The following is a 23,587-nucleotide window of genomic DNA, read 5'->3' on the forward strand; positions in this document are numbered from 1 at the left end:
CGTACTTGGGTGAACTACTCACCGTCGTTTTTTCTCCTCATTTGGCCCATCGAAGAGATGGGCTTTTTCTTTATATGTCGTCGCCATGGCGCATTTTGATTTGCATCAAGGTTACAGCACGTGACCTGTTTACAATCGGAACTCCTATTTAGCGATCCAAACGGACGGGAGATCAATTGGCAATAGAACTCTATAACGATGGCAAGCATGTCTGCGTGATGTTCAACGATCTGTTGAAAGACGCGGGGGATCATGCTGTCCAAGCCAATCAATTTCTGATCGTGTCCGATGGCGAAGGCGCGTTGATTGATCCCTCGGGACACCTCACCTACAACGCGCTTGTGTTGGCGATGCACAAATATATTCCCAAGCAGCAGCTGAAATATCTCTTTGCATCGCATCAGGATCCGGACATTATCGGTGCATTGGATAAGTGGCTTTTTAGTACCGAATGTAATCTCTACGTGTCGCAACTATGGTCACGATTTGTGCCGCATTTTTGCAATCTGAATCGCGCTGATGGACGTATCGTCGGCATTCCGGACGAGGGCATGCCGATTCGTCTTCGAGACACAACCTTACACGCCGTACCAGCCCATTTTCTTCACGCAGAGGGTAACTTTCAGTTTTACGATAGCAAATCGAAAATTCTCTTTTCTGGTGATATGGGCGCCTCGATGGTCGATGCAGCAGACATCCAACAGCCAATAAGGACGAAGGATGATTTTTACCAAGCAATGCATACCATGAGCGGTTTTCATAAACGGTATATGGTGTCGAATAAAGTGTGCCGCCTGTGGGCCAATATGGTGCGCGACATGGATGTCGATATGATGGTGCCACAACATGGTCGATACTTTCTTGGCAAAGAGGCGATTCATGCCTTTTTGGATTGGATTGAACGGTTGCAGTGTGGTATCGATTTATTTACGCAGGACCATTACCGTTTTCGTGGCTAGATAATCCAGACCACATTCTAAGTTCTAGTCTCTCCCGCGAAGGCGGGAGCCCAGTGGCGCTGTAGCGCCTTTTTTTGTTGGACGATTAGTCCTGCTCCGAAAGCGCTGTCGCGCACTGGATACTCCGCCTGCGCGGAGTATGACGAGTGAAAAAGGGGGTATTTCGTTCGCTTGGAGTATGAAGAGTAGGGATGGGGTATTCCATTCATTATTTACCCCAACCTCCATCATCGTCGCTCCCGCGAAGGCGGGAGCCCAGTGGCGCTGTAGCGCCTTCTTGTTTGGAGATCAGTCCTGCTCCGAAAGCGCTGTCGCGCACTGGATACTCCGCCTGCGCGGAGTATGACGAGTAAAAAGGGGATATTCCGTTTGCTTGGAGTATGACGAGTGAAAAAGGGGGTATTCCTTTCATTATTTGCTCCAACCTCCATCATCGTCGCTCCCGCGAAGGCGGGAGCCCAGTGGCGCTGTAGCGCCTTCTTGTTTGGAGATCAGTTCTGCTCCGAAAGCGCTGTCGCGCACTGGATACTCCGCCTGCGCGGAGTATGACGAGTAAAAAGGGGATATTCCGTTTGCTTGGAGTATGACGAGTGAAAAAGGGGGTATTCCTTTCATTATTTGCTCCAACCTCCATCATCGTCGCTCCCGCGTAGGCGGGAGCCTAGTGGCGCTGTAGCGCCTTCTTGTTTGGAGATCAGTTCTGCTCCGAAAGCGCTGTCGCGCACTGGATACTCCGCCTGCGCGGAGTATGACGAGTAAAAAGGGGATATTCCGTTCGCTTGGAGTATGACGGGTAGGGATGGGGTATTCCATTCATAATTTACCCTAACCTCCATCATCGTCGCTCCCGCGTAGGCGGGAGCCCAGTGGCGCTGTAGCGCCTTCTTGCCTAACTTCCTTTGCTCTGTTTTAAGATCGCATAGTCGAGCGGGAGAGCGGTTGTGCTTTTAATTACTTCCATCACAAAGCTAGAGCTGACATCTTGTAAGTCGGCGACTTTTACCAGTTTTTTGTACACCAAATCAAAACCAGCCATATCCGGTACGTGTACTTTGAGTAAATAGTCGATATCGCCACTCATCCGTAAAATTTCGACAATTTCAGGAATGTCTCTGACGCCAGTAATAAATTTTTGCATCCATTTTTCGTTGTGCTGCGCCGCCTTGAGGGCAACCATCACCGTGAGGCCCAGATTGAGTTTGACGGGGTCGCATAAAATGACTTGCTGCCGAATCACACCTTCTTCTTGCAGTTTCTGTAAGCGCCGCCAGCATGGCGTGACGGATAAATGCACCGCTTGAGCGAGATCCGCTAGAGGCATCGACGCATCTTTTTGTAAAAAATGCAGAATTTCGAGATCTTTTTTATCCATGATGACGTATTTATAGAAAATTATTCTAAAAATAGCATAAATCACTCAATAATTTGGTAAAAAATTTCTGCTGATGATTGTTACGATGTCATTCTGCCAGTCGGTCATCGTCCGACAAGCGACATCAGTTATAACGATCAATCAGGAGCCACCATGAGCAAGCACGAACAATCCCTACAAACTGCGACCCGTCTGACCCATGCTGGGCGCAAGGGCAAAGATCATCATGGTCCTGTGAATCCTCCGCTCGTGCGTGCCTCGACGATGTTATTTCCTGATTGTGCCTCACTTCAAGAAGCGCATGGTACTCGCCGTGTCTATGGTCGCCATGCGACAGAAACGACCCTGGCACTGGAACAGGCATTGTGCTCAGCCGAAGGTGCCGCAGCATGTATGCTCACGCCGTCTGGCTTATCGGCAATCACGACGACGCTCTTGGCGTTATTGCAGCCTGGTGATCATTTGCTGATGGTCGATACGGCTTATGATCCTACTCGTTTGTTTTGCGATGGCTTGCTCAAGCAACATGGTATTAGCACGACCTACTATGATCCACTGATTGGTGCAGAGATTAAAACCTTGATGCGAGCCAATACGAAGGTTGTCTTTGTAGAGTCTCCGGGATCACTGACGTTTGAAGTGCAGGACATTCCTGCAATCGCTGCTGTTGCACATGCTGCAGGTGCCGTCGTTGTTTCCGACAGCACCTGGGCCACACCAATTGGTTGGGCCTCATTTGAACTGGGTGTTGACGTCTCTATTCATGCGGCCACCAAGTACATCGTTGGACACTCTGACGCGCTCATGGGCGCGATCCTGACGAACGAGGCGTTGGAGCATCGTGTGCGCGATACTTACAAACAATTAGGGATGTCCATCGGTAGTGATGATGCAGCACTTGCCTTGCGTGGTTTGCGAACCATGGCAGCACGCCTGGCGGTTCATCGTGAGAGTGCGCAAGTGGTCGCACGTTGGTTGCAAGCACAACCTGAGGTGGCCGAGGTGTTGTATCCACCGCTTGAGGGAACAGCAGGTCACGCGATCTGGAAACGCGATTTTCGCGCAGAATATGCATGTGGGCTGATGGGTGCCGTTTTCCATAAAGAGGTGACGGAGCAACAGGTTGCTACCTTAATTGACCGTACCCGTTTGTTCGGTATTGGCTTTAGTTGGGGTGGTTACGAAAGTTTGATACTGCCAACAAAACCATCCCGTTGCCGCACCGTGAATGCAGAAAAGTGGTCCGCCCCGATGTTGCGCCTGCATGTGGGTCTCGAGGCGGTAGAGGATTTGTTGGCAGATTTATCGCTCGGCTTTGATGCCCTGCGCACATTGCCAACCCTTGCCTCGGTTGCCTAAAACTCGCCTAAAACAAATATCAGTCTCATTAGTTCGCCACCCATTCAAAGGCTTTTCTTAAGAAACTGGGTGGTGGTGGACTGAATATCGCGTTGTTGGCGGGTTCGAGATCTGGCAACAAATGACGCATCATTTCTGGTGGATGCTGTTGTCTTTGATTGGCTTTCTCAACGGCGAGCGCATTGATCTCGGCGATGATGGAGATGATCGTGTTCGTTGCCTCGTCGAGATCGAGTTGATAAAAATCGAGGTTCTTTTTGCCGTGACGCTGGGATGCAAACTTTTTGCCGATCACTTCAAGTGCCATCCCGCAGTCTTTGCTGTGTAACTCAAAGACGCATTCGTAATTACCAGGCAACATATTGTGTGCATCACGGTTAAATTCCATGGCTTTCGAGACGCCAGAACGTCGCGTCGCACCGATGCGATATAAGCCAGAACGGAGGCCGTCATTTTGCAGAATGTAGATGGTGCCAGGTGTGCCATGTAAAAATGTTGGCTCTTGTGGCAAAGTGCGATAGTTGCGGTATCTGGATGACATAAGTGCCCCTGCGTCGAGTTGTATCGAAGACAGTGTACAAACGATGGAGCGAAAGCAAGGTCGGAAACAGAGGGGCGTTTACCCCTTTATTTGCCGCGGTGGAAGAGTGGGCAGCAGGAAGGAGATGCATTGTCATCATCTTGTCATGGCCATCTATTATGATGCCGTCATCCTACTGCTTCTCCTCCAAAGGTCAGGATATTCGCCCGTCACACTTAGTGCCGGGCTTTTTTTTCATTCAATAAACTAATTGGCAGCTTGACCACTCGTTGTCGGCTTATCAGCATCAGTCGGCGGCAAGACATCAAGATCGACTGACTTCACACCCGCACCGTTTAAGAATTCCGCATACATCCAGTCGCCTTCGGCATTGCTCACACCGTCAGGCGGTGTTCGTTGGGTTTCGGGTTTGCCTGCCAGGCTGACACGCATGCTATCGATCCAAATCGGTAATGCGAGAGTCGCACCAAATTCGCGACCACCTAGCGATTTTGGTTCATCGTAACCCATCCACGCAACACCAACGATGTTGTCGGCGTAACCAGCAAACCATCCATCAACTGCCTCGCTACTTGTCCCCGTTTTACCCGCGAGATCATGACGACCAAGTCGTTGGTCGGCGGCGGCGCCAGTGCCGCGTAATGTCACTTCGCGGAGCATACTATCGGTGATAAATGCATTGCGGCTATCGATAACGCGGTCACTGTCTTGTGCAATAGCGGGTGCTTTGGTTTCACTTAAAATTTTGCCATGGGCGTCAGTGACTTTACTAATCAACCAAGGCGTCACTTGATAGCCACCGTTGGCAAATACCGCATAGCCTGCCGCTAACTGCATCGGTGTGACTTGTCCGGTACCTAGGGCCAGTGTCAGGTTGTCTGGATGTTTGTCGCGATTGAAGCCGAAATGGGGCAGCCATTCAAGTGCAGTGTTGACGCCAATTGTTTTCAAAATTCGAACTGATACGACGTTCTTTGATTGTGCGAGTGCGGTCCGCATAGTGACAGGACCATCGTATTTACCATCGTCGTTGCGCGGGTCCCATTTCAAGGATTCGGCGGTGGTTGAGGATAGTTGCACGTCATTGATTAACGTGGAGGGAGAGAATCCTTTTTCTAACGCGGCAGAGTAAATAAATGGCTTGATACTAGAGCCGGGCTGACGCCATGCGCTCGTCACATGGTTAAATTTTTTCCGGTTAAAATCAAATCCGCCAACGAGGGCGCGGTATGCGCCGGTTTGTGCATTGAGCGCGACATACGCGCCTTCCACTTCCGGTAATTGGGTAATACTCCAACGCATTTTTCCGTCTTGAATGACGCGAATAATAGCGCCGGGCACAATCTTCAGATCGGATTTCGCTTTGCTTTGCAAAGCACTCGACGCAAATCGCAAACCATCACCACTGATGTCAATCGTCTCACCAGAGGCCAATTCTGCCTGAACCGCCTTGTTGCTGACGCTTGTCACGACCGCAGCAAATAATTTGTCATTGGCGGGATGTTTTTTTAATACCTCGTCAATGGCATCATCACGCTCTTCCTCGTCAGAAGGCAAGCTGATAAAAGCCTCAGGGCCGCGATAGCCATGGCGCTGGTCATAATCCATGACGTTCTTACGTACGGCCTCGTAGGCGGCTTCCTGATCGGCTTTGAGCAGCGTTGTGTAGACTTTGATACCCGCGGTGTAGGCGGTATCTTTATATTCTGCGACGATACTTTGTCTAACCATCTCGGCGACGTAATCGGCATGGGCATCGTACATTTGTTTTCCGGTCACCGTCAGACGCTCTTTGCTGGCGGCATCAAACTGTGCTTCGGTAATCATGCCTTTATTGAGCATGCTTTTGAGTACCAGCATTTGGCGTTGTTTAGCGCGTTGAAAATTAACAGCGGGGTTATGGCGCACTGGATTTTGAGGAATGCCTGCGAGCATGGCAGCTTCTGCCAGAGAAATTTGGCTTAGCGGTTTTCCGAAATACGTTTTTGCAGCGCTGGAGAAGCCGTGCGTGCGTTGGCCAAGGTAAATCTGATTCATGTACAACTCGAGAATCTGGTCTTTACTGAGGGCCGCTTCAATCCGAAATGTGAGTAAAATTTCTTTGATTTTACGTGTGACGGTTTTTTCTTGCGATAAGAAAAAATTTCTCGCTACTTGCATCGTAATCGTTGACGCGCCCTGATGAAACCCACCACCTAAATCTGCGACAAATGCTCGCGTTAAACCGATAAAATCGACACCGTTATGTTCGTAGAAACGTGCATCCTCAATGGATAACAGCGCGTTTTTCAGGACGTCAGGAATCTCTTTAATCGGGACGAAATCACGATGCTCTTCACCAAATTCACCAATCAGCGCGTTGTCTGCAGTGTAGATGCGTAGTGGGATCTTTGGCTGATAATCCGTAATCGCGTCGAGGGCAGGTAAGCCTGGTGCTAATCCTAAAAAAATGTAGATCAGTGCACCAGCGATCAGCGCGCTGAAGATTGCCACGAGGGCGAGAATCCATTTCATTCGTCTTCCTTAGTCTTCCAATGTTTGCAGCAAATACAATTTCTGATAAATACCTTGATCGATCTGCATGAGTTCTTGATGTTTTCCGCGTTCTGCAAGTCGTCCGTGGTTGAGAACCACAATACAGTCGGCATCACGGATCGTTGATAAACGGTGCGCGATGGCAATGATCGTGACTTGGTGACGCAATTCGTTTAATGCGATTTGAATGATTTGTTCAGTTTCGCTATCAATATGGGAAGTCGCTTCATCCAAGAACAAAATACGTGGCTTTCCCGCTAATGCTCTGGCAATCGCGATTAATTGCTTCTGACCTGTCGATAACTTGGCACCGCCTTCGCCCAATGCTGTGTCATACCCGTGTTCTAGCGAAAGAATCAGCTCATGCACGTGTGCTGCTTTGGCGGCGGCAACGATGTCTTCCTCGTTGATTTCTCTGCCCATGGCAATATTTTCTCTCGCACTCGCCGCAAGTAAAAAGGGCTCTTGTGGAACCAATCCCACGCTGGCTCGGAAATGTTCTTCTGAGAAATCAGTGATGCTGCGGCCATCAATCGTGATGCTGCCGGACTGCGCCGTATAGAAGCGCAGGAGTAAGCTCATCAGTGTTGATTTGCCACTTCCAGTATGACCGACGATTCCGAAAAAAGATCCCGATGGGATCAATAAATTAACGTCATGCAATACCGGATGCTTGGGATCATAACCAAACGTGAGATGTGCGATATGGACCTCACCAGATTCCATCGTGGCATCGTTACTGGCGCTCGCGATCGTGGGTTCATGCAGCAAAGTATTGACGCGTGCTGCTGAGACAACGGCTTGCTGAATTTGTCCAAATTGCAATGTAATCTGGATGAGTGGATCAACGACCCGTGCGATATAGCTCACAAAGGCATACAGAATGCCGACCTCAACGCCTGAGAAGCTCCGTTGCCCAAAACAGAAAATAACGAGCACCAACAAGACTGAATTTAAAAAGTCGAGTGCAGGTCGTAGTAACCATGCATTAGCACGTAACTCGTCGAGTCGGGCACGGTAATGGAGCTGGTTCGTATTGGCGAAGCGCTGGCCGAAACGCTGTTCCGCGTTGCTCGCTTGTAATGCGCTCATGCCGCTAATACTCTCGGCGACCTGCGCATTGATTTCGCTACGTAGCTGACGTGCTTTACTGACGGCGGGAGCGCTCCAACGTTGGTAGAACCAGACGATAATCACCACTGCAGGAATCAGCATGGTAACGATTAACATGAGTCGCCAGTCTAGCCACGCCATCGCACCCAACGCACCGATGACAACGATAGAGCTATCGAGCATCACAAAAAGCACTTGGACGTAGAGATTCTTGACGGCTTCGGTGTCATTCGTGACACGGCTGACCAATTGCCCCGTCATCGCCTTATCAAAAAATGCCATCGGCAAGCGTAAGACGTGGGTATAAACTTGTTCTCGCAATCGCCGTACCGAGCGCATCGCTACGCCAGCAAGGCGCGTAAGTTGCAAATAACGTAGCCAGGTTGCTCCCCAACCCGTCACCACATAGGCTGTCAGTAAGCCAACGACCAAGGGAAGTTCCATGCGGTGCGGTAGCAAATATCGGTCGATAAATGCTTTACCCAATAATGGTCCGAGCGCCTCAAGGATAGCTGCGATCAGCAAAAATAGAATGCCAAGAATGACCTGCGATTTTTCTGGACGCGCCGATGCCATCAGCAATTGCACCGCCATCTTTTTCTCAGAAGGCTTTTCTTTTTTCTCTGGTAAAAACTGATCACGCGGCATTTAAACTTGCCTCCAGTTGTTGGTAACGCCATTGCGATGCATACCAGTGGTTTGCTGCCAGCAGTTCAGCATGCGTCCCTTGTTCAGTGATTTTTCCTTCGCGAAGCACCACAATATGATCCGCTGCGGCAACTGCGCTTAAGCGATGACTCACAATGACGGCACTGCGATCGGTTTGCTCTGCGCGTAGCGTTGCAAGATGCTGCAATATATGACTCTCTGTTTCCGTATCGACGGCAGATAATGCGTCGTCGAGGAGCAGTAAGGGGCTGTCGGTTAAGAGCGCTCTGGCGATGGCGACGCGTTGTCGCTGCCCCCCTGAGAGAGTGACACCTTTTTCGCCAACGGGAGTGTCATACCCCTGCGGGAAACGCACAATGTCGTCATGGACTGACGCTAAGGTCGCCGCATGGATAATGTCTTCTCGTGTGGCATTGGGTCTGGCCAATGCAATGTTCTCAGCAATCGATGCTGAAAATAAGAACGGTTCTTGTGCAACCCAGTTAATCGCGCTACGGAGCTGCACCAGCGGATAGTCTGCAATTCGATGACCGCCCCAATGGATTTGACCTTGTTCTGTTTCTATCTGACGCAATAAAAGTTTGATGATGCTGGATTTGCCGGCACCTGTCGGTCCGACGATGCCCAATGTTTTACCTGGTAACAATGATATCGAGACATCGTCCAGCGCAGGGCGTGTTTGTGCGGGATACGCAAAATGGACGTGGCTGAGCGTCAATGTGCCTTGAGGATGATCACTGACCGTCCCGTGGTCTTCAATAGAAAGTGGCATCGTTAGTACAGGTTCTAAGCGATTCCACGCGGCTTTACCTCGTTCTAACAGAGATAAAACCCAGCCCGCAGCAAACATAGGCCAGATGAGTTGACCGAGATACATGGTGAAGCTGGTGAGCATACCAATACTCATTTCGCCATGCCACACCAGATAGCCACCCATCGCTAATGTGAGGGCGCCAGCAGAGGTCAGCGCGATACCCACCGCCGGTTCGTAGGCGGCTTCCCAACTTTGCGCCGATAAACTTGCATCCGCGGCTTGTTCTGCGAGTACGGCAAACTGTTTAGCGCTGCGTTCTTCGAGACCTAAGGCACGTAAAGTGCGCACCCCAGCCAAGGTTTCTTGTACTTGATCGTTCAGCGCGCTAAACCGCTGTAATGAATCCCGCGAGGCTTCATGAACGTGGTGGGTTATCCGTTTGAATGCCCAGCCCATGAAAGGAAATGGGAGTAGTGCAACAAGGGCTAATCGCCAATCCACACCGAGCAACATCATGCCAATCACCAGCGCGAAGGTCAGTGAGCCATCAAAGCCTGCGAGGGCCGCTTCACCGGATGCGAGTTCAATCGCATCGGCATCATTGGTGCCCAACGCCATGAGATCGCCAGTGCGTTGTTGTTGAAAGAAACTTTGCCCTTGCACACTGAGACGCTGATACAAGCGGGTACGTAACTCTGCGCCAAGTTGATAAGAGGCCGTAAAGAGTTGCATACGCCAACCAACGCGCAAAAAGTAAATGGCGACGCCCATCAGTAGCAAATAGCCGAGTTGTACCAATAGGCCATGCTGATCGAGTTGGTGATTGACCATGCCGTCAATCACCGCGCCCACTCGACGCGGGATCAAGACTGTCATCACCGCAACCGCGAGTAACATCGCCGCCGCTGCGCAATAGTGTTGCCAATGGCGACGAATGAATTCTTTAAGTAGTTGAAACAGTGTCATGCCAATTCTTCAATTAATCTTTCTAAACATCATTCTGCCGTGGCGTTGCCTAAGCACCATTACTATTTTGAATCGTTATTTAACGTGCTATCGAGTAAAAAATCCGTTATCCCTGCGAGGATAACGGACCGTTGGTCTCAGCAGAGTCAGTCAGCGTTCATGCCTACGGAATGCTGGACTGGATTAAACGATCAATGAACCACATTGGCGCTATTATCCCACTTCAGCATGTTCCACAAGAAAGAATACGTAATGGCGCTCATATCAGCACGTTGGGTATTATTTGCCGCGCCACCGTGGCCACCTTCAGTGTTTTCAAAATACCAGACATTTTTGTGTCCTTGCTCCAGCATCTTAGCTGCCATTTTACGCGCATGCCCGGGGTGAACGCGATCATCACGGGTTGATGTGATAAAAAGAACATGTGGATAGGTGATTTCAGGCTTAACATTCTGATAAGGAGAGTACTGCTTGATGTACGCCCATTCATCAGCGATGTCTGGGTTGCCGTATTCGCCCATCCATGAGGCCCCCGCAAGTAATTGATTGAATCGTTGCATATCAAGCAAGGGTACTTGGCTCACAATGGCGTTAAATAGCTCCGGATGCTGCGTCAATGTCACGCCCGCCAATAGCCCGCCGTTACTGCCACCCATCGCACCCAAATGTTGAGGTGACGTGATTTTTTGGGCGATCAAATCTTTTGCTACGGCAGCAAAATCGTCATATGCACGTTGCCGATGCTCTTTCAATGCAGCTTGGTGCCAGCGTGGTCCATACTCGCCGCCACCCCGAATATTGGCAACAACATAGACGCCGCCTTTTTCTAGCCACGCTTTACCGATCGTGCCTGAATACGAAGGGGTAAGTGAAACTTGGAAACCACCATAGCCGTATAGCAACGTTGGATTGTTGCCATCGTTACGCAACTCTTTGCGTTTGACGACAAAATAAGGAATCTTTGTGCCGTCCGTAGATGTCGCAAATTGCTGAACAGTCTCATACGGTGTTGCATCAAAAAATGCAGGTGCTGACTTGAGCGTGCTGCGCTGGTCATTGCCAGCATGGGCCAGCAGGTACACACTTGGCGTCAGGTAATCAGAGTAACTTAGCAGGTAGTCATCGGATTTTTCAGGATTCATGGGGCTGATCATCACGCTACCCAGCGTTGGCAGATTGACCGACCGCGACGACCATTTGCCGTTGTTGAATGACCATTCATCCAATTTTCCTTTGACGTTGTCTAAGGATTGCAGCAGCAGGAAATGGCGAGTGGCGGCAAGACCGGTGAATGACGTGTTATCGGTTGGCGCAAATAAGACCGCAAACTGACGGTCGCCGCGTTCAAAGGCAGAAAATGAAATCGCCAGAACAGCACCTGCTGGATAAGTTTTATCTTTGATGGTCCATGCTTCTCTGAGTGTAATGATGAGTTGGTCTTCAAAGAAACTCAGGTCTGATTGCGCTGGCACGTCAAGTTTTTGTAATTTCCCGTGATCGCGCACATATTGCTCAGAACGATAAAAGTCGATCTGTCGTTGTACGAGCTCGTGATGGTAACCACCGTGATCAATGCTTTGTGCGCCGACGGATAAATCGGTGCGTTGGCTTTCTAGTATCAGTTTTGCTGCAGTGATGGGGGTGCCACGTTTCCATTCTTTGACCTGACGTGGATAACCAGAATCGGTCAAGGTGTTCTTACCAAAATCAGTCGCAATGAAAACGGTATTGAGATCCCGCCAGTCGGCAGTCATTTTTGCCTCAGGGAGGTTAAATCCGTTTTTGACGAATTGCTTTGTCCGCAAATCGAACTCACGCAATGTCACCGCATCGGCACCGCCTCTTGATAATTCAATCAGGCAGCGGTCGTAGACAGGTTCACGACAGACACTATTTTTGAATACCCAATTTTCTTTTTCAGTTTTTGCGAGTGCGTCAATGTCTAAGACAACTTCCCAATGAGGAGCCGTCTTTTTGTACTCTTCGAGGGTGGTTTTGCGCCATACTCCACGTGGATGTTCCGCGTCGGTCCAAAAATTGTAGACTGCATTACCCATCTGTGTGATGCTTGGAATTCTGTCCTTGGAATCTAAAATCGTTTGCAATTGACCACGTAGTTGTTGAAAACCGGCATCACCATCGAGTTGATGACGTGTTTCTTGATTTCGTGATTTGACCCAATCCAGAGCTTTTTCTCCGGTCACTTCTTCTAGCCACAGAAAAGGATCTTGGCTTTGCGCATGGATGATACTGGTGATACTACACAGGTAGATTGCTGCGAGAATTTGATAAGAACGCTTCATGCTGTCTCCGATGGTTGATCTTTGGACGAATGATGGTGAGCTTGTTGAGCACACGTGATCAGTGAATGGTATTCGTGTCAGAGAGGGGAACCCCTGCCGATGGTGAATCATAATCCAAACCAGAAAAAAAATGCCGCCCCATTGCATTGGCGCGGCATTTTTTAAGCATCTAATCCGTCATTAATAGGTGACAACAAGACTGGTATCGTTGATGTCACTCTCAGCAGAGAACATAATGTAGTACTTCCCGGCAGTGGGGGCGAGCAACGACACTGTTTCGACATTGCCTGTGCCATTCGATTTGACCTCGTAGCTGGATAAAGTCGGGGCAACATCACGTTTGACGTAAAGTTGACCGCCAGGAGCCCCAGTGCGTTTGATCGTCAGTTTTTTTGCGCTTGCCGGTACGTCGATGGTGTAGAGTTGGTTGCTTCCTGCTGGCAGCGATATATGGTCAATCGCCACGCCTTTTTTCATCGCAATTTCAATGCTTGGCATGGGGCAGCGAACGCCTACTTTGGCAAATGCATTCGTGACATCATCTACCCGATAGTTACGATTTGCCGCTGCTTTTTCCACACCACAAGCGCCTTGATTAAAGGTGCTGTTGTTGGTCCAGTAGAAGCGATTAGCATCAGCCATCACCTCAAATGCCTTGCGCGTTGTCCAGTTTAGGCTGGTAGCGAGCAAATAGAATGCTTTGTTATAGACGCCACTGGCTTCGTGGACATCTAGCATCGAATTGTAGTTGTTGGCATGATCGATTGATCGACCATCCTGTGTTGGGTTATTCATGTACCGCAGCGCATCGCCCGATTTGGTGATGTCACTGCCAATTTTGAAATCGTTACGGCCTCGAACAAAGTCTTTGGCGGCTTCACCTGCCATGTCAGAGAAAGCTTCATTCATTGCGCCAGACATGCCAATATAAATTAGACTCGAATTCTGCTCGGTAAAGCCGTGGCTAATCTCATGACCAATTACATCGAGCGACGTCAGCGGGAAAAAAGTAGAGCCGCCATCGCCAAACGTCATACTCGTTCCATCCCAGAAGGCATTTTCATATTGAACACCATAATGCACCTTCATTTTCAATTTTTGCGTGATCGGACGAATGCCAAAATAGGTTTGATACATCGTCAATACCTGATTACCAAAGTAATGCGCATCATTCATCGGTGAATAGGCGCCATTGATGGGCAGGGCGGTATTACGCGGACAGGTGAAGGTGTGGATCGTGCCACTACCAGAGGACTTATTGTTCATATTATAGGTGCTCACATTGGCGCTACTGAGTTTGCAGTCGGCACCACTCACCGTAATATCTAAGAAGGGATAGCTAGGGGTGCTACCAAATTCATGCTGTCCTGTTTTTGTATTGCCACCTGGTCCTGTACCGATGACAGCATGTGTTAAACCGTTCCACTGACGAAGAATGAGGCCAGTGTTGGCATCAATGATGTAATGAGGACGCGATGGTCGATTGGGATAGGAGAGATCAACAAGCGAAACCAAGTAGATCAATTGGGCGCGATGGTCTTGATCGAGACGAACAAATAATTGTGCTTGCTCATTGTCTGTGATGGTGGCTCGCGCATGTGTTTTTGCGATGCTCAGTATCTGTTGCGCATCGTAGAGAGGTGTGGTGTTGGGCAGATCTGTAGCGACATCACGGAGTAGCGCCCCCGCTAACAGAGGACGTTGTGCTCCCGGTGTCATCAGTTCAGTCACCACTTCATCAAAAATGGGAATACCGTGGAAGTATTGCTGGTATCGCGTGATTTGTTTGCCGTTGGCATACTGGTGACGTTGTACTGGACGTAGTTCTTCTGTATTGAGATTCAATAGTTCGTGTGTTGATTGCGGACTGCTTGCCGTGAGCGATGCAGCTTTGTTCATCGCCAATAAGTGATCGAGGTCGATCCGCTCTGCGGCGTGGGCTGTTAATGTCGCAGAAATGAAAGCGGCCATGAGCGATGGTCGAAGTACTTTTTTTTCGATTGAAAATCGATGCATTTTTTCTCCTGTTGATGCGATAAAGCACACCGCACAGTGGAATCCCACCGTGCTTTGGTGATTGAAATTTGCGAGGAGTTATCAGTGAGATGGTGATGGAAATCGACATGACGTCGAGATCATCGATCTGATAACGATGTACAGTTAATCAGATCTAGGAGGGAGAGCAGAATGGAAGTGTGTCGCGATGTTTCTGCGTTCGATATCAGTGCGCTACGTCATGTTGCATCGACAGCGAGAGCCGGCGAGTGATGAAGGGACTATCATCGCACAGCGATCGCGTTACAGTTCCTTGCAGAAAAAGGACGCCATCACAGACGCTTAGCCGGTTTCGGGTGTGCCGCAATATTCTGTCTGATCCATTTTTGCATGTCTTGCCAGATGCGTTCAATTTCGGCATCGGGCGGCATTTGACTCGCATTTGGTAGTTCGATTGTCACAACAGGAATGTCGCGATGAAGGCCACTGTAGTTACCCAAGGAGCCAGGATAGACGCCGACCCGGTTATAGATCAATCGACCAAACCGGCTTGGCGGTGATGCGGGGCCATCGAAATCCAATACGCCAAAGGGGGCATGAACCGAAATGACGACATCGGGTTTGTATTTTTCAATGGTGTCATAGACCCACCGGCTCTCTGGTTCCGAGATGGGTGCTTTGCCAGGGTAGCGACGAGGATCGCTGCGGGTGACCCGAGACCAATACGCTGGCGCCTCTTTTTGCCAGTCTGGCGTGGGGAAATTGCGATTGAGGTCGACGCCATGGGCATTCACACGGCGCGGCTTCGGCGCTAATAACCCGTCAGGATTGACGATGGGTGCAATTTTCCATTGAAACTCTTGCACGCTATTTTTTTGCATCTCGCCCAGCCATTTAAAGACGATCGCTGACGCCGTTTGCTCATCGCCATGAATGCCGCCGATGAGTAAAATTTTGATGGTATGGGGATGCTTACTATCCGCATTGACGTCACGAACGAGGATGGGGAAACCATTGAGTGATGTTGTGCCGGTGGTTTGCAATTTAACGTTGCGACAATCGTTAACCGAGATTTTTGGTAAACGCGCAGCGAGAGGCGAACACCAATCGGTCACGGTTTTTGTTTTTGCTGGCGATGTGGGATGTGTCACACCAGAAGGCGACGCTGGTGTCGCATTGGCGATGACTGGAAAAAAAGAAGCGCACGCTGCAACGATCAATGCACCGTGCACTTCTTTATTTGTTTCTGGATACAACCGGTTGCAGCAAGATGCAATGAAACGACTGATCAATGGACTCCATTGCATCTCTACTTCAACTCCTTACCGAATTACTTCAAGCCTGCTGCAGCGCGCAGAATGGCTGCTTTGTCTGTGCGTTCCCAAGTGAACTCAGGCTCTTCACGACCGAAGTGACCATACGCTGCGGTTTTAGAGTAAATCGGACGCAGCAGGTCGAGCATTTGGATGATGCCTTTTGGACGCAGGTCAAAGTGTTCGTTAACCAATGCGGCGATTTGCTCGTCTGGAATCACGCCTGTTCCTTCTGTATAGACTGTGACGTTCATTGGACGGGCAACGCCAATCGCGTAAGCAACTTGAATCTGGCACTGACGAGCAAGACCGGCCGCAACGATGTTTTTCGCTACGTAACGGGCGGCATACGCGGCAGAGCGGTCGACTTTTGTAGGATCCTTACCGGAGAATGCGCCACCGCCATGTGGGCAAGCACCGCCGTAGGTATCAACGATAATTTTACGACCAGTCAAGCCGCAATCGCCTTGTGGTCCACCGATAACAAAGCGACCTGTCGGGTTGATCAGATATTTTGTATCTTGCAGCCATTCTTTTGGCAGCACTGGTTTGATGATTTCTTCGATGATCGCGTCAATGAAGGATTGCTTCATTTTTGTCGCGGTTTCGCTTTGATCTGGGCTATGTTGTGTTGACAACACGACAGTATCAATGCTGTGCGGCTTACCATCCACATAACGCATCGTGACTTGGGATTTCGCATCTGGACGCAAGAATGGAAGACGACCATCTTTACGCAATTGTGCTTGACGCTCTACCAGACGATGCGCGTAGTAAATCGGTGCAGGCATCAGTTCAGGTGTTTCATCGCACGCATAACCAAACATCAGACCTTGGTCGCCCGCGCCGATGTTGAGGTAGTCGTCACTCGCACGATCTACACCTTGTGCGATGTCATTGGATTGTTTGTCGTAGGCCACCAATACCGCGCAACCTTTGTGGTCAATACCGTAATCGGTATTGTCATAGCCGATACGCTTGATAGTATCGCGTGCCACTTGGATGTAATCGACATGCGCATTCGTGGTGATTTCACCTGCCAGAACAACCAGACCCGTATTGGTCAGTGTTTCTGCAGCAACGCGGGAACGTGGATCTTGTTCGAAGATCGCATCGAGAATCGCATCGGAAATTTGATCCGCGACTTTGTCCGGATGTCCTTCGGACACGGATTCAGAGGTAAAAAGGAAATCATTTGCCATCGCAGGCTCCTATAAAAAATGACCGTAAAAAATTGTGCCGCAGTCGAGAAGAGAACCTGCGACGCTTTAGCGGAACTTATATACCGCCTCGCAAGTTGTCTGTTAACTCGGCGGTGGCTTGCTTTTGTGCTCTTGCAGAACGACCAAAGCTTGCCAATGTGTGATATTTTACGCCTTCTATTCAAGCTGTGTCGAATACCCTTCATTTTTTCTACTATTCTTGATCAGCCTCATGCTCGTCACTCTATTCCGTTTTCTCTCTATTTTCCCACTGTCGGTGTTGCATATTATCGGCGCAATTCTGGGGCGTGTCGTCTATTTGTTGTCAGCTTCATATCGTCAGCGGTTGCAAGAAAACCTCGCTCGGGCGGGCTTTTCTGCGCACCTCAAGGAGGCGATTCAGGAGGCTGGGAAGAATGTGCTGGAGCTCCCGTTTATCTGGTGCGCAAAACCGGAGCGAGTGTTAGCGACCGCGACGATGGAGAACTGGGCGCTCCTGCAAGAGGCACTCGACGCAAAGAAAGGCGTCATTTTGCTGACGCCGCATCTTGGTTGTTTTGAAATCGTTGCACAAATGATTGCTGTGCGGACGCGGTTGACGGTCTTGTATCGTCCACCACGGAAAGACGCGCTCAAGCCCCTGATTGAGGGAGCACGAGCACGTGATAACCTGTTGTTGGCCGCTGCCAACTTGTCCGGCGTTCGCATTATGGCTAAGGCGCTCAAAAAGGGAGAAGCCATTGGTTTGCTGCCAGATCAGGTGCCGCAAGAAGGTGAGGGCGTTTGGGCTGATTTTTTTGGCAAGCAAGCCTACACCATGACCTTGTCAGCAAAATTGCACAGCATGAGCGGTGCCCCGATTATTTTGACCTACGCTGAGCGTCTCCCGCAAGGCAAAGGGTATGTTGTCCGATTTGTGAAATTTGAAGAAACCTTGACGGGCGACCCCGTTCAACAAGCCGAAGCCATTAACCGTTCGATGGAAAAATTGATCGCACGCTCTCCAGCGCAATATTTTTGGAGTTATAACCGCTACAAGACACCGGAAGGGGTCGCGGGTCCGGATGTTGCTGCTGCGCAGGAGCAAGCATGAGACTCGTGCTGGTGTTGATGTGGTTGCTGCATTGGCTGCCATTGCCCCTTCTCGGGCGATTAGGCGCTGGCGTCGGGCGTTTGTTGTTCATATTGATCCGTTCGCGACGCCATATTACGCTCACCAATTTACGGTTGTGTTTGCCGCACTTGAGCGAAGCTGAGCGAGAGCATATCGCCAAGCAACATTTTGAGATGTATGCCCGTAGCGTGCTAGAACGCGGCATTTTGTGGTGGGGTTCTGAAGCCAGATTAAAGCGGTTGATTCAGGTTGAGCCCAAGGTGCCATTGGATGTGATCAAAGCGGGGCCTACCATATTGATGTGTCCGCATTTTGTTTGCCTTGATGTCGCTGGCGTTGCTGTGATGCTGGAATCGTCTTTGTGCTCGATTTATACCGAACAGCGCAACAAAGTCTTTGATAAGGCATTGCGTCAGGGTCGTTCACGGTTTCGTCCAGTCAAACTCTTTTCTCGTGCCGAAGGCGTCAAGCCGATTATTCGCGCCATGACCAAGGATGGCTTACCTTACTTCATGTTGCCGGATATGGATTTTGGTGTGAAGAATGCCGAATTTATTCCGTTTTTTGGGATTCCTGCGGCCACACTGACCGCGATGCCGCGGCTTGCCGCTAGTACAGGTGCCACCATTGTGCCGGTGATTGCGACGATGTTGCCCAATTACCGTGGCTGGAAAGTCACTTTTCATACGCCTTGGGAAAATTATCCAGGCGATGAAGATTTGACGACCGCCACCCGCAGGATGAATGCGTTCATTGAGCAAGAAATCTTGAAGGTGCCGTCAGAATATTTTTGGGCACACAAACGGTTTAAAACACGCCCAGAGGGTGTACCGAGCGTGTATTGATGATCCGTCGCTGATTCAGTTTGTTTTACGCTGTTGGATTGACTACCTACTGATCACCCTCACATCGAAGGAACGTCATCGTGAAAATGTTCGGCATCCTTGTTTTCTCTTTGTGTGCTACCACCAGCGGCGTGGCATTAGCAGACTGTCCCGGTTCAAGTACCCCAGAAATCGATTATTGTCTGGGGCTTGAAGCCACACAACTCGATCACGATTTGAAGCGCACCTATGACAAAGTGGTGCAGACCTTAAAAGACGCCTACGATGTTCAGCAGAACAGAGACAAGCTATTGTTGAGTCTGGAGAAGGCGCAGCAACAGTGGCTCAAGTTCCGTGATGCTGATTGTGATTTTGTTTATAAAACATTCAGCGGTGGCACTGGCGCGCCGATTGGTGCGGTCTCTTGCCGCATCGAATTGACCCAAGCGCGCATCAAAGAGCTGAAAGAAATCATCGAACATTAATCCGCTTCGATTGCGCTCAAACAGCAGCGTTGACAAGCGAACACGATCGCCTCTACAATCGCCCCACGGGTGCACAGGGGCGCCCTCCCGCACAAGAGGCTCTCACCCTGCTATCTCACTTATTTCACTTTGATTAATGTGATATTGCCATGTCGTTTGACGTCAGCGGGTCGTCAATCAACGAATGGGAGTCTGTCATGTTAATGTCTTTTTGTTCTTTCTTTGTTGTCCCTCTCCATACTGCACGTCAGTTCCTAGCCTTACGCACAGACCTTGGTGCCGAGGGAGTGTCGCTATGAACGCTTTAACGACCGAAATCAAAACTCGCGCACGATTGTTGCTGAAGCTTTTACAGAGTAACAATGTGGCGGCCAGAAAGCGTGCACTGATGCTGAGTCGCAAACAACATTGGGAATTGCCTGAGGAGTGGCAATTGCGCCATTGTCTTCATTTGGCTGCTGCTGATTGTGGCTTTCAGCATTGGGAGCAAGCGCGTGAAATATTAGGCGGAGAAGCAGGTCGCGATGCTGATATGGGAGATTTTTGGCATGGTCCAGAAGTGGGTGGCTATACCAATCATTGGTTCTCAGTTTACGCGGAAGCGCTTGTCCAATTGCACGCGCATCCAGAGGACTATTTGCTACCGTATCGTCGGCAATACATGGTTGTCGGGAGCGATTATATTCGCGCCTTAGGTGTCAATCCTGATGATGCCTTTTGGAAGAGTATTAACCATGATGTGGTTGCAGGCTATGGATCAGTAAGCTGGCTGAACTTGGCGCAGCAACGAATGCAGGCAACGCGTGTTGAACGTTTTGAAAAAGTCTGGGATGTACAGCAAAGTAAGTTGGATTTGCAGTCGACTGCAAACGAAGTGGAGCGCGTGCTGAAGTCGTTTCTCCAACAAGGACGTTTGATCAAAATTCCAGATCAACGCAAAAAGCGGCTTGTGATTCTGCGGTGGTTGGTCGATCAATTAGACGCGACGCGGCGTTACTCCGAAGGGGAAATAAATAGTTTCTTTTTGGGTTTTCATGAGGACTACGCCACTTTGCGGCGAGAAATGATTATCAACGGCCTGATGCTCAGGGAAGATGGCGTGTATTGGCGTCAGCTAGAAAACATCGACGTTATTCCCTGAACATCAATGTCGCGTTGTCTCCGTTGAAACGTGCCCATAAAAGTGTCCTGATAGCGACGTGATATCAGGACACTTTTTAAATACGATGACAGAGAACAGTTTTCTCTGAACAGTATTTATGGCAATAACTCCACTTCACCGGGCAGTAAGGTATTGGCTGGATAGGCTTCACCTCGTTTGAGCTTCTCGTAATAAGGTTTGAAATCCGGCGCAGTGCCATCAAATAACTCTTGGAAATTATTAATGACAAAATAAGTTTCCTGGTAGCTGTCGATTTTGTAAAGCGTGTTGAGACAGCGCTCAATGTCGAGATGGATATGACGTGAGGTGGTGCCAGGTGTGAGGCAGTATTCGACTTCGCCGCCCGACGATAAAATGCCTGCACCATAAATCCGCATGCCGTCTTTGGTATTGATCAGACCAAATTCGACGGTGTACCAATACAAACGTGCTAATTGATCCAGACCACCCAATTTCATCGCTTTTAAACCACCTTTGCCATACAACTGCATGTAGTCCGCAAAGATAGGATTGAATAGCATCGGTACGTGACCGAAAAAGTCATGAAATACATCGGGTTCAACGATGTAGTTAAATTCTTCTGGCTTGCGTAACCAGACGGTGACGGGGAAGCGGCGGTGCGCAAGATGTTCAAAGAAAGTGAGTTCGGGGATCAGTCCAGGAACAGCAACGATCGTCCAACCTGTCGCTTTGAACAATTCTTCGGAGGTTTTTGCAAACTCAGGAATTCCCTCTGCCGCGTCCATTTGTAAGAGCGCATCGATAAATTCTTGACATGCACGACCCGGTAATAGACTCATCTGGCGTTGATAGAGTTTTCGCCAGAGGGCATGTTCTTCTTCCGTGTAAGCGTCCCACTGTTGTTGTACCACGTAGTGTTCATCTGCGTGGGTGTAATCGCCACGCAAGGCTGCGCCGTCGGATTTGCTAGCAACGGTGGCCAGAAAATCTTCATTCGACACCGTCGTATCGAGAGTTGTCGTATCCATGTTTTTTCTTTGTTATTGTGAAAGGACAAAAGGCTGACCTGTTGAGGTGTCAGCCTTTTGTTGTTGTCTCATGTGCAGTCGCGCTGTAACGCAGTGGATCAGGCAGTTGCCTTCTCGTCTTTCAATACGCCGCGACGAATCTGGTCAAGCTCAATCGATTCGAATAGCGCACGGAAGTTACCTTCGCCAAAGCCTTGATCACCCTTACGTTGGATAATTTCAAAGAAGATCGGACCAATAACCGTTGTCGTAAAGATCTGCAACAACAATTCACGGGATGTCTCGGTGCTCTTGCCGTCGATCAGTACCCGCAGTTTGCGTAATTCTTCGAGGTTTTCACCGTGACCCGGCAAGCGACGATCAACCAGATCATAGTACGTTTCGATCGTGTCTTGGAAGCTCACGCCAGCCGCTTTCATGTCGCCGACGGTTTTGTAGATATTATCGGTTCCCATCGCGATATGTTGAACACCTTCGCCATGGTATTGATCCAAGTATTCAGCGATTTGAGATTTGTCGTCAGAAGATTCGTTGATAGGAATACGAATCTTGCCACAAGGAGATGTCATCGCTTTTGACTTCAGACCGGTGTGTTTACCAGCGATATCGAAATAACGAATTTCGCGGAAGTTGAATAGTGTTTCGTAGAAATCTGCCCACTCTTTCATACGACCACGATGAACGTTGTGTGTCAGGTGATCAATGTAAGTTAAGCCGTTGCCCACAGGGTTGGAAGCCACGCCTGGCAATGCAACGAAGTCAGCGTCATAAATGCTGATATTACCGATGGCACCTGGTTCGGCACCATCTTTGCCATGCCAGCGGTCAACGAAATAAATCAAGGAATCGCCAATACCTTTGATCGCAGGGATGTTCAGTTCCATCGGACCTGTTTTATTATCAAATCCCCAGGCACCCAACTCAAGCGCGCGTTTGTACGCCGCATTCGCATCTTTCACGCGGAAAGCAAAAGCGCATACGGACTGACCGTGCTTGCGGGCGAATTTTTGTGCGAAAGAATCGGGCTCTGCATTGATGATGAAGTTGACATCGCCTTGACGGAACAAGGTCACATCTTTCGTACGGTGTTTAGCAATCGCTGTAAAACCCATCGTGACGAACAAATCGCCGAGTGCTTTTGGATCTGGTGCTGCGTATTCGATAAACTCAAAGCCATCGGTACCCATTGGGTTTTCCCATGTCTGGAATGTCATGCTGGTCTCCGTTATTAGTAAGGTCAACTAAATTCAATGATGCTCTGCATCGAGCGCTACGCCGCCGTGATGTCATTCTGGCGTTGATTTGACGTAGATCAAAGTATCAGTATAGTCCGTCAAACGCGCCATAAAATTCCAAAATAACCCAAAGAAAACAAAATGTAAGCAATAATATTGCGTAGATAAACCAATGAGTGGCATTTTATGACTGAGATTGTCTTGGATAAAATTGATCGCAAAATCCTTGCTATTTTGCAATCAGATGGGCAGCTGACTAATCAGGAAGTGGCGGAGCGTATCAATTTGTCCCCTTCACCTTGTTTGCGGCGTATTAAACGACTGGAAGAAACCGGCGTGATCCGCAAATACGTTGCTTTACTGGAACCGACCAAAATTGGCCTTGGATTGCTTGCTTACGTGAACGTGCGCCTCGAAAAGCATAGCGATCACCCCGGCAAAGGGGCCTCTCGTTCGCCCCGTGATGATTTTTCAGCTTCTGTCGCTCAGTGGCCAGAGGTAGTTGCTTGTTACGCGATGACGGGTGAAATGGATTACTTGTTACGTGTTCATGTTGAGGACATGGACCACTTTTCACGATTCATGATGGAAACCTTATTACGCCATCCATCGGTCCTTGACGTGAAATCGAGTTTCGCGTTGCAGCAGATCAAGGAGACCACGGCCCTGCCAGTATTGGGAGGGGCGTGATGTGATT

General features: G+C 49.5%; 18 protein-coding genes. 7 read left to right on the forward strand and 11 right to left on the reverse strand.

Annotation, left to right across the window (positions count from 1 at the left end):
• Nucleotides 1-176 precede the first annotated feature (176 nt).
• The gene (locus ACO0K2_RS07275) at nt 177-959 is read left to right on the forward strand and encodes an MBL fold metallo-hydrolase (RefSeq protein WP_423017215.1); all 783 of its coding nucleotides are present in this window, start codon (nt 177-179) and stop codon (nt 957-959) included.
• 889 nt (nt 960-1,848) lie between these two features.
• Here the strand turns inward: ACO0K2_RS07275 and ACO0K2_RS07280 are convergent.
• Nucleotides 1,849-2,331, reverse strand: a complete 483-nt coding sequence (locus ACO0K2_RS07280) for an Lrp/AsnC family transcriptional regulator (RefSeq protein ID WP_423017217.1) — start codon at nt 2,329-2,331, stop codon at nt 1,849-1,851.
• 153 nt (nt 2,332-2,484) lie between these two features.
• On the opposite strand from ACO0K2_RS07280, the gene metC reads away from it, so the two are divergent.
• On the forward strand, nt 2,485-3,690 hold the full coding sequence (metC, locus tag ACO0K2_RS07285) for a cystathionine beta-lyase (protein ID WP_423017219.1): 1,206 nt from the start codon (nt 2,485-2,487) through the stop codon (nt 3,688-3,690).
• Between the two features lie 28 nt (nt 3,691-3,718).
• Here metC and ACO0K2_RS07290 read toward each other — a convergent pair whose 3' ends face one another.
• The 8 genes from ACO0K2_RS07290 to metK all read right to left on the reverse strand — a co-directional run bounded on the left by ACO0K2_RS07290 (nt 3,719) and on the right by metK (nt 17,081).
• The gene (locus ACO0K2_RS07290) at nt 3,719-4,231 is read right to left on the reverse strand and encodes a hypothetical protein (protein ID WP_423017221.1); all 513 of its coding nucleotides are present in this window, start codon (nt 4,229-4,231) and stop codon (nt 3,719-3,721) included.
• 246 nt (nt 4,232-4,477) lie between these two features.
• Entirely contained in the window at nt 4,478-6,745 is a 2,268-nt protein-coding gene (locus ACO0K2_RS07295) for a penicillin-binding protein 1A (protein WP_423017223.1), read from the reverse strand.
• Nucleotides 6,746-6,754: 9 nt separating this feature from the next.
• Nucleotides 6,755-8,527, reverse strand: a complete 1,773-nt coding sequence (locus ACO0K2_RS07300) for an ABC transporter ATP-binding protein (protein ID WP_423017225.1) — start codon at nt 8,525-8,527, stop codon at nt 6,755-6,757.
• Nucleotides 8,517-10,268, reverse strand: a complete 1,752-nt coding sequence (locus tag ACO0K2_RS07305) for an ABC transporter ATP-binding protein (RefSeq protein WP_423017227.1) — start codon at nt 10,266-10,268, stop codon at nt 8,517-8,519. The genes ACO0K2_RS07300 and ACO0K2_RS07305 overlap by 11 nt, the downstream gene beginning before the upstream one ends.
• A 191-nt stretch (nt 10,269-10,459) precedes the next feature.
• A complete protein-coding gene (locus ACO0K2_RS07310; protein WP_423017229.1) occupies nt 10,460-12,571 on the reverse strand; it encodes a prolyl oligopeptidase family serine peptidase in 2,112 nt (703 codons plus the stop codon).
• Between the two features lie 180 nt (nt 12,572-12,751).
• Nucleotides 12,752-14,587: a M4 family metallopeptidase gene (locus tag ACO0K2_RS07315; RefSeq protein WP_423017231.1), complete on the reverse strand. Its 1,836-nt coding sequence runs from the start codon at nt 14,585-14,587 to the stop codon at nt 12,752-12,754.
• A 311-nt stretch (nt 14,588-14,898) separates the two neighbouring features.
• The gene (locus ACO0K2_RS07320) at nt 14,899-15,873 is read right to left on the reverse strand and encodes a M14 family zinc carboxypeptidase (protein ID WP_423017233.1); all 975 of its coding nucleotides are present in this window, start codon (nt 15,871-15,873) and stop codon (nt 14,899-14,901) included.
• A gap of 23 nt (nt 15,874-15,896) precedes the next feature.
• Nucleotides 15,897-17,081: a methionine adenosyltransferase gene (gene metK / locus ACO0K2_RS07325; RefSeq protein WP_423017235.1), complete on the reverse strand. Its 1,185-nt coding sequence runs from the start codon at nt 17,079-17,081 to the stop codon at nt 15,897-15,899.
• 232 nt (nt 17,082-17,313) lie between these two features.
• Here metK and ACO0K2_RS07330 point away from each other — a divergent pair, with 232 nt between their 5' ends.
• From ACO0K2_RS07330 to ACO0K2_RS07345, 4 genes are all read left to right on the forward strand, one after another.
• On the forward strand, nt 17,314-18,174 hold the full coding sequence (locus tag ACO0K2_RS07330) for a lysophospholipid acyltransferase family protein (RefSeq protein ID WP_423017237.1): 861 nt from the start codon (nt 17,314-17,316) through the stop codon (nt 18,172-18,174).
• A complete protein-coding gene (locus tag ACO0K2_RS07335) occupies nt 18,171-19,040 on the forward strand; it encodes a lipid A biosynthesis acyltransferase (protein WP_423017239.1) in 870 nt (289 codons plus the stop codon). The genes ACO0K2_RS07330 and ACO0K2_RS07335 overlap by 4 nt, the downstream gene beginning before the upstream one ends.
• An 86-nt stretch (nt 19,041-19,126) precedes the next feature.
• Entirely contained in the window at nt 19,127-19,504 is a 378-nt protein-coding gene (locus tag ACO0K2_RS07340) for a lysozyme inhibitor LprI family protein (protein ID WP_423017482.1), read from the forward strand.
• A 295-nt stretch (nt 19,505-19,799) separates the two neighbouring features.
• Nucleotides 19,800-20,645 carry a DUF2087 domain-containing protein gene (locus ACO0K2_RS07345; protein ID WP_423017241.1) on the forward strand — a complete coding sequence of 282 codons (846 nt, stop codon included), beginning with the start codon at nt 19,800-19,802 and terminating at the stop codon, nt 20,643-20,645.
• Nucleotides 20,646-20,761: 116 nt separating this feature from the next.
• On the opposite strand, the gene phhA is transcribed toward ACO0K2_RS07345, so the two are convergent.
• Nucleotides 20,762-21,655, reverse strand: a complete 894-nt coding sequence (gene phhA, locus ACO0K2_RS07350; RefSeq protein ID WP_423017242.1) for a phenylalanine 4-monooxygenase — start codon at nt 21,653-21,655, stop codon at nt 20,762-20,764.
• Between the two features lie 98 nt (nt 21,656-21,753).
• Nucleotides 21,754-22,869: a 4-hydroxyphenylpyruvate dioxygenase gene (hppD, locus tag ACO0K2_RS07355; protein ID WP_423017244.1), complete on the reverse strand. Its 1,116-nt coding sequence runs from the start codon at nt 22,867-22,869 to the stop codon at nt 21,754-21,756.
• Between the two features lie 207 nt (nt 22,870-23,076).
• Between hppD and ACO0K2_RS07360 the strand changes: the two genes are divergently transcribed.
• Nucleotides 23,077-23,580, forward strand: a complete 504-nt coding sequence (locus tag ACO0K2_RS07360) for an Lrp/AsnC family transcriptional regulator (protein ID WP_423017246.1) — start codon at nt 23,077-23,079, stop codon at nt 23,578-23,580.
• Nucleotides 23,581-23,587 lie beyond the last annotated feature (7 nt).

Origin of the sequence: Undibacterium sp. MH2W (assembly GCF_049340215.1) — a bacterium.
In the GTDB taxonomy this organism is placed as follows: Bacteria; Pseudomonadota; Gammaproteobacteria; order Burkholderiales; family Burkholderiaceae_D; genus Undibacterium.

Excerpts from the sequence above, each read along its gene's own strand:
- hppD (WP_423017244.1), bottom strand. The coding sequence starts at position 22,869 with ATGACATTCCAGACATGGGAAAACCCAATGGGTACCGATGGCTTTGAG.
- ACO0K2_RS07345 (WP_423017241.1), top strand. The coding sequence starts at position 19,800 with ATGAACGCTTTAACGACCGAAATCAAAACTCGCGCACGATTGTTGCTG.
- ACO0K2_RS07315 (WP_423017231.1), bottom strand. The coding sequence starts at position 14,587 with ATGCATCGATTTTCAATCGAAAAAAAAGTACTTCGACCATCGCTCATG.
- ACO0K2_RS07295 (WP_423017223.1), bottom strand. The coding sequence starts at position 6,745 with ATGAAATGGATTCTCGCCCTCGTGGCAATCTTCAGCGCGCTGATCGCT.
- metK (WP_423017235.1), bottom strand. The coding sequence starts at position 17,081 with ATGGCAAATGATTTCCTTTTTACCTCTGAATCCGTGTCCGAAGGACAT.
- ACO0K2_RS07300 (WP_423017225.1), bottom strand. The coding sequence starts at position 8,527 with ATGCCGCGTGATCAGTTTTTACCAGAGAAAAAAGAAAAGCCTTCTGAG.
- ACO0K2_RS07360 (WP_423017246.1), top strand. The coding sequence starts at position 23,077 with ATGACTGAGATTGTCTTGGATAAAATTGATCGCAAAATCCTTGCTATT.
- ACO0K2_RS07330 (WP_423017237.1), top strand. The coding sequence starts at position 17,314 with ATGCTCGTCACTCTATTCCGTTTTCTCTCTATTTTCCCACTGTCGGTG.
- phhA (WP_423017242.1), bottom strand. The coding sequence starts at position 21,655 with ATGGATACGACAACTCTCGATACGACGGTGTCGAATGAAGATTTTCTG.
- ACO0K2_RS07335 (WP_423017239.1), top strand. The coding sequence starts at position 18,171 with ATGAGACTCGTGCTGGTGTTGATGTGGTTGCTGCATTGGCTGCCATTG.
- ACO0K2_RS07305 (WP_423017227.1), bottom strand. The coding sequence starts at position 10,268 with ATGACACTGTTTCAACTACTTAAAGAATTCATTCGTCGCCATTGGCAA.
- ACO0K2_RS07320 (WP_423017233.1), bottom strand. The coding sequence starts at position 15,873 with ATGCAATGGAGTCCATTGATCAGTCGTTTCATTGCATCTTGCTGCAAC.
- ACO0K2_RS07340 (WP_423017482.1), top strand. The coding sequence starts at position 19,127 with ATGTTCGGCATCCTTGTTTTCTCTTTGTGTGCTACCACCAGCGGCGTG.
- ACO0K2_RS07280 (WP_423017217.1), bottom strand. The coding sequence starts at position 2,331 with ATGGATAAAAAAGATCTCGAAATTCTGCATTTTTTACAAAAAGATGCG.
- ACO0K2_RS07310 (WP_423017229.1), bottom strand. The coding sequence starts at position 12,571 with ATGAAGCGTTCTTATCAAATTCTCGCAGCAATCTACCTGTGTAGTATC.
- ACO0K2_RS07290 (WP_423017221.1), bottom strand. The coding sequence starts at position 4,231 with ATGTCATCCAGATACCGCAACTATCGCACTTTGCCACAAGAGCCAACA.
- metC (WP_423017219.1), top strand. The coding sequence starts at position 2,485 with ATGAGCAAGCACGAACAATCCCTACAAACTGCGACCCGTCTGACCCAT.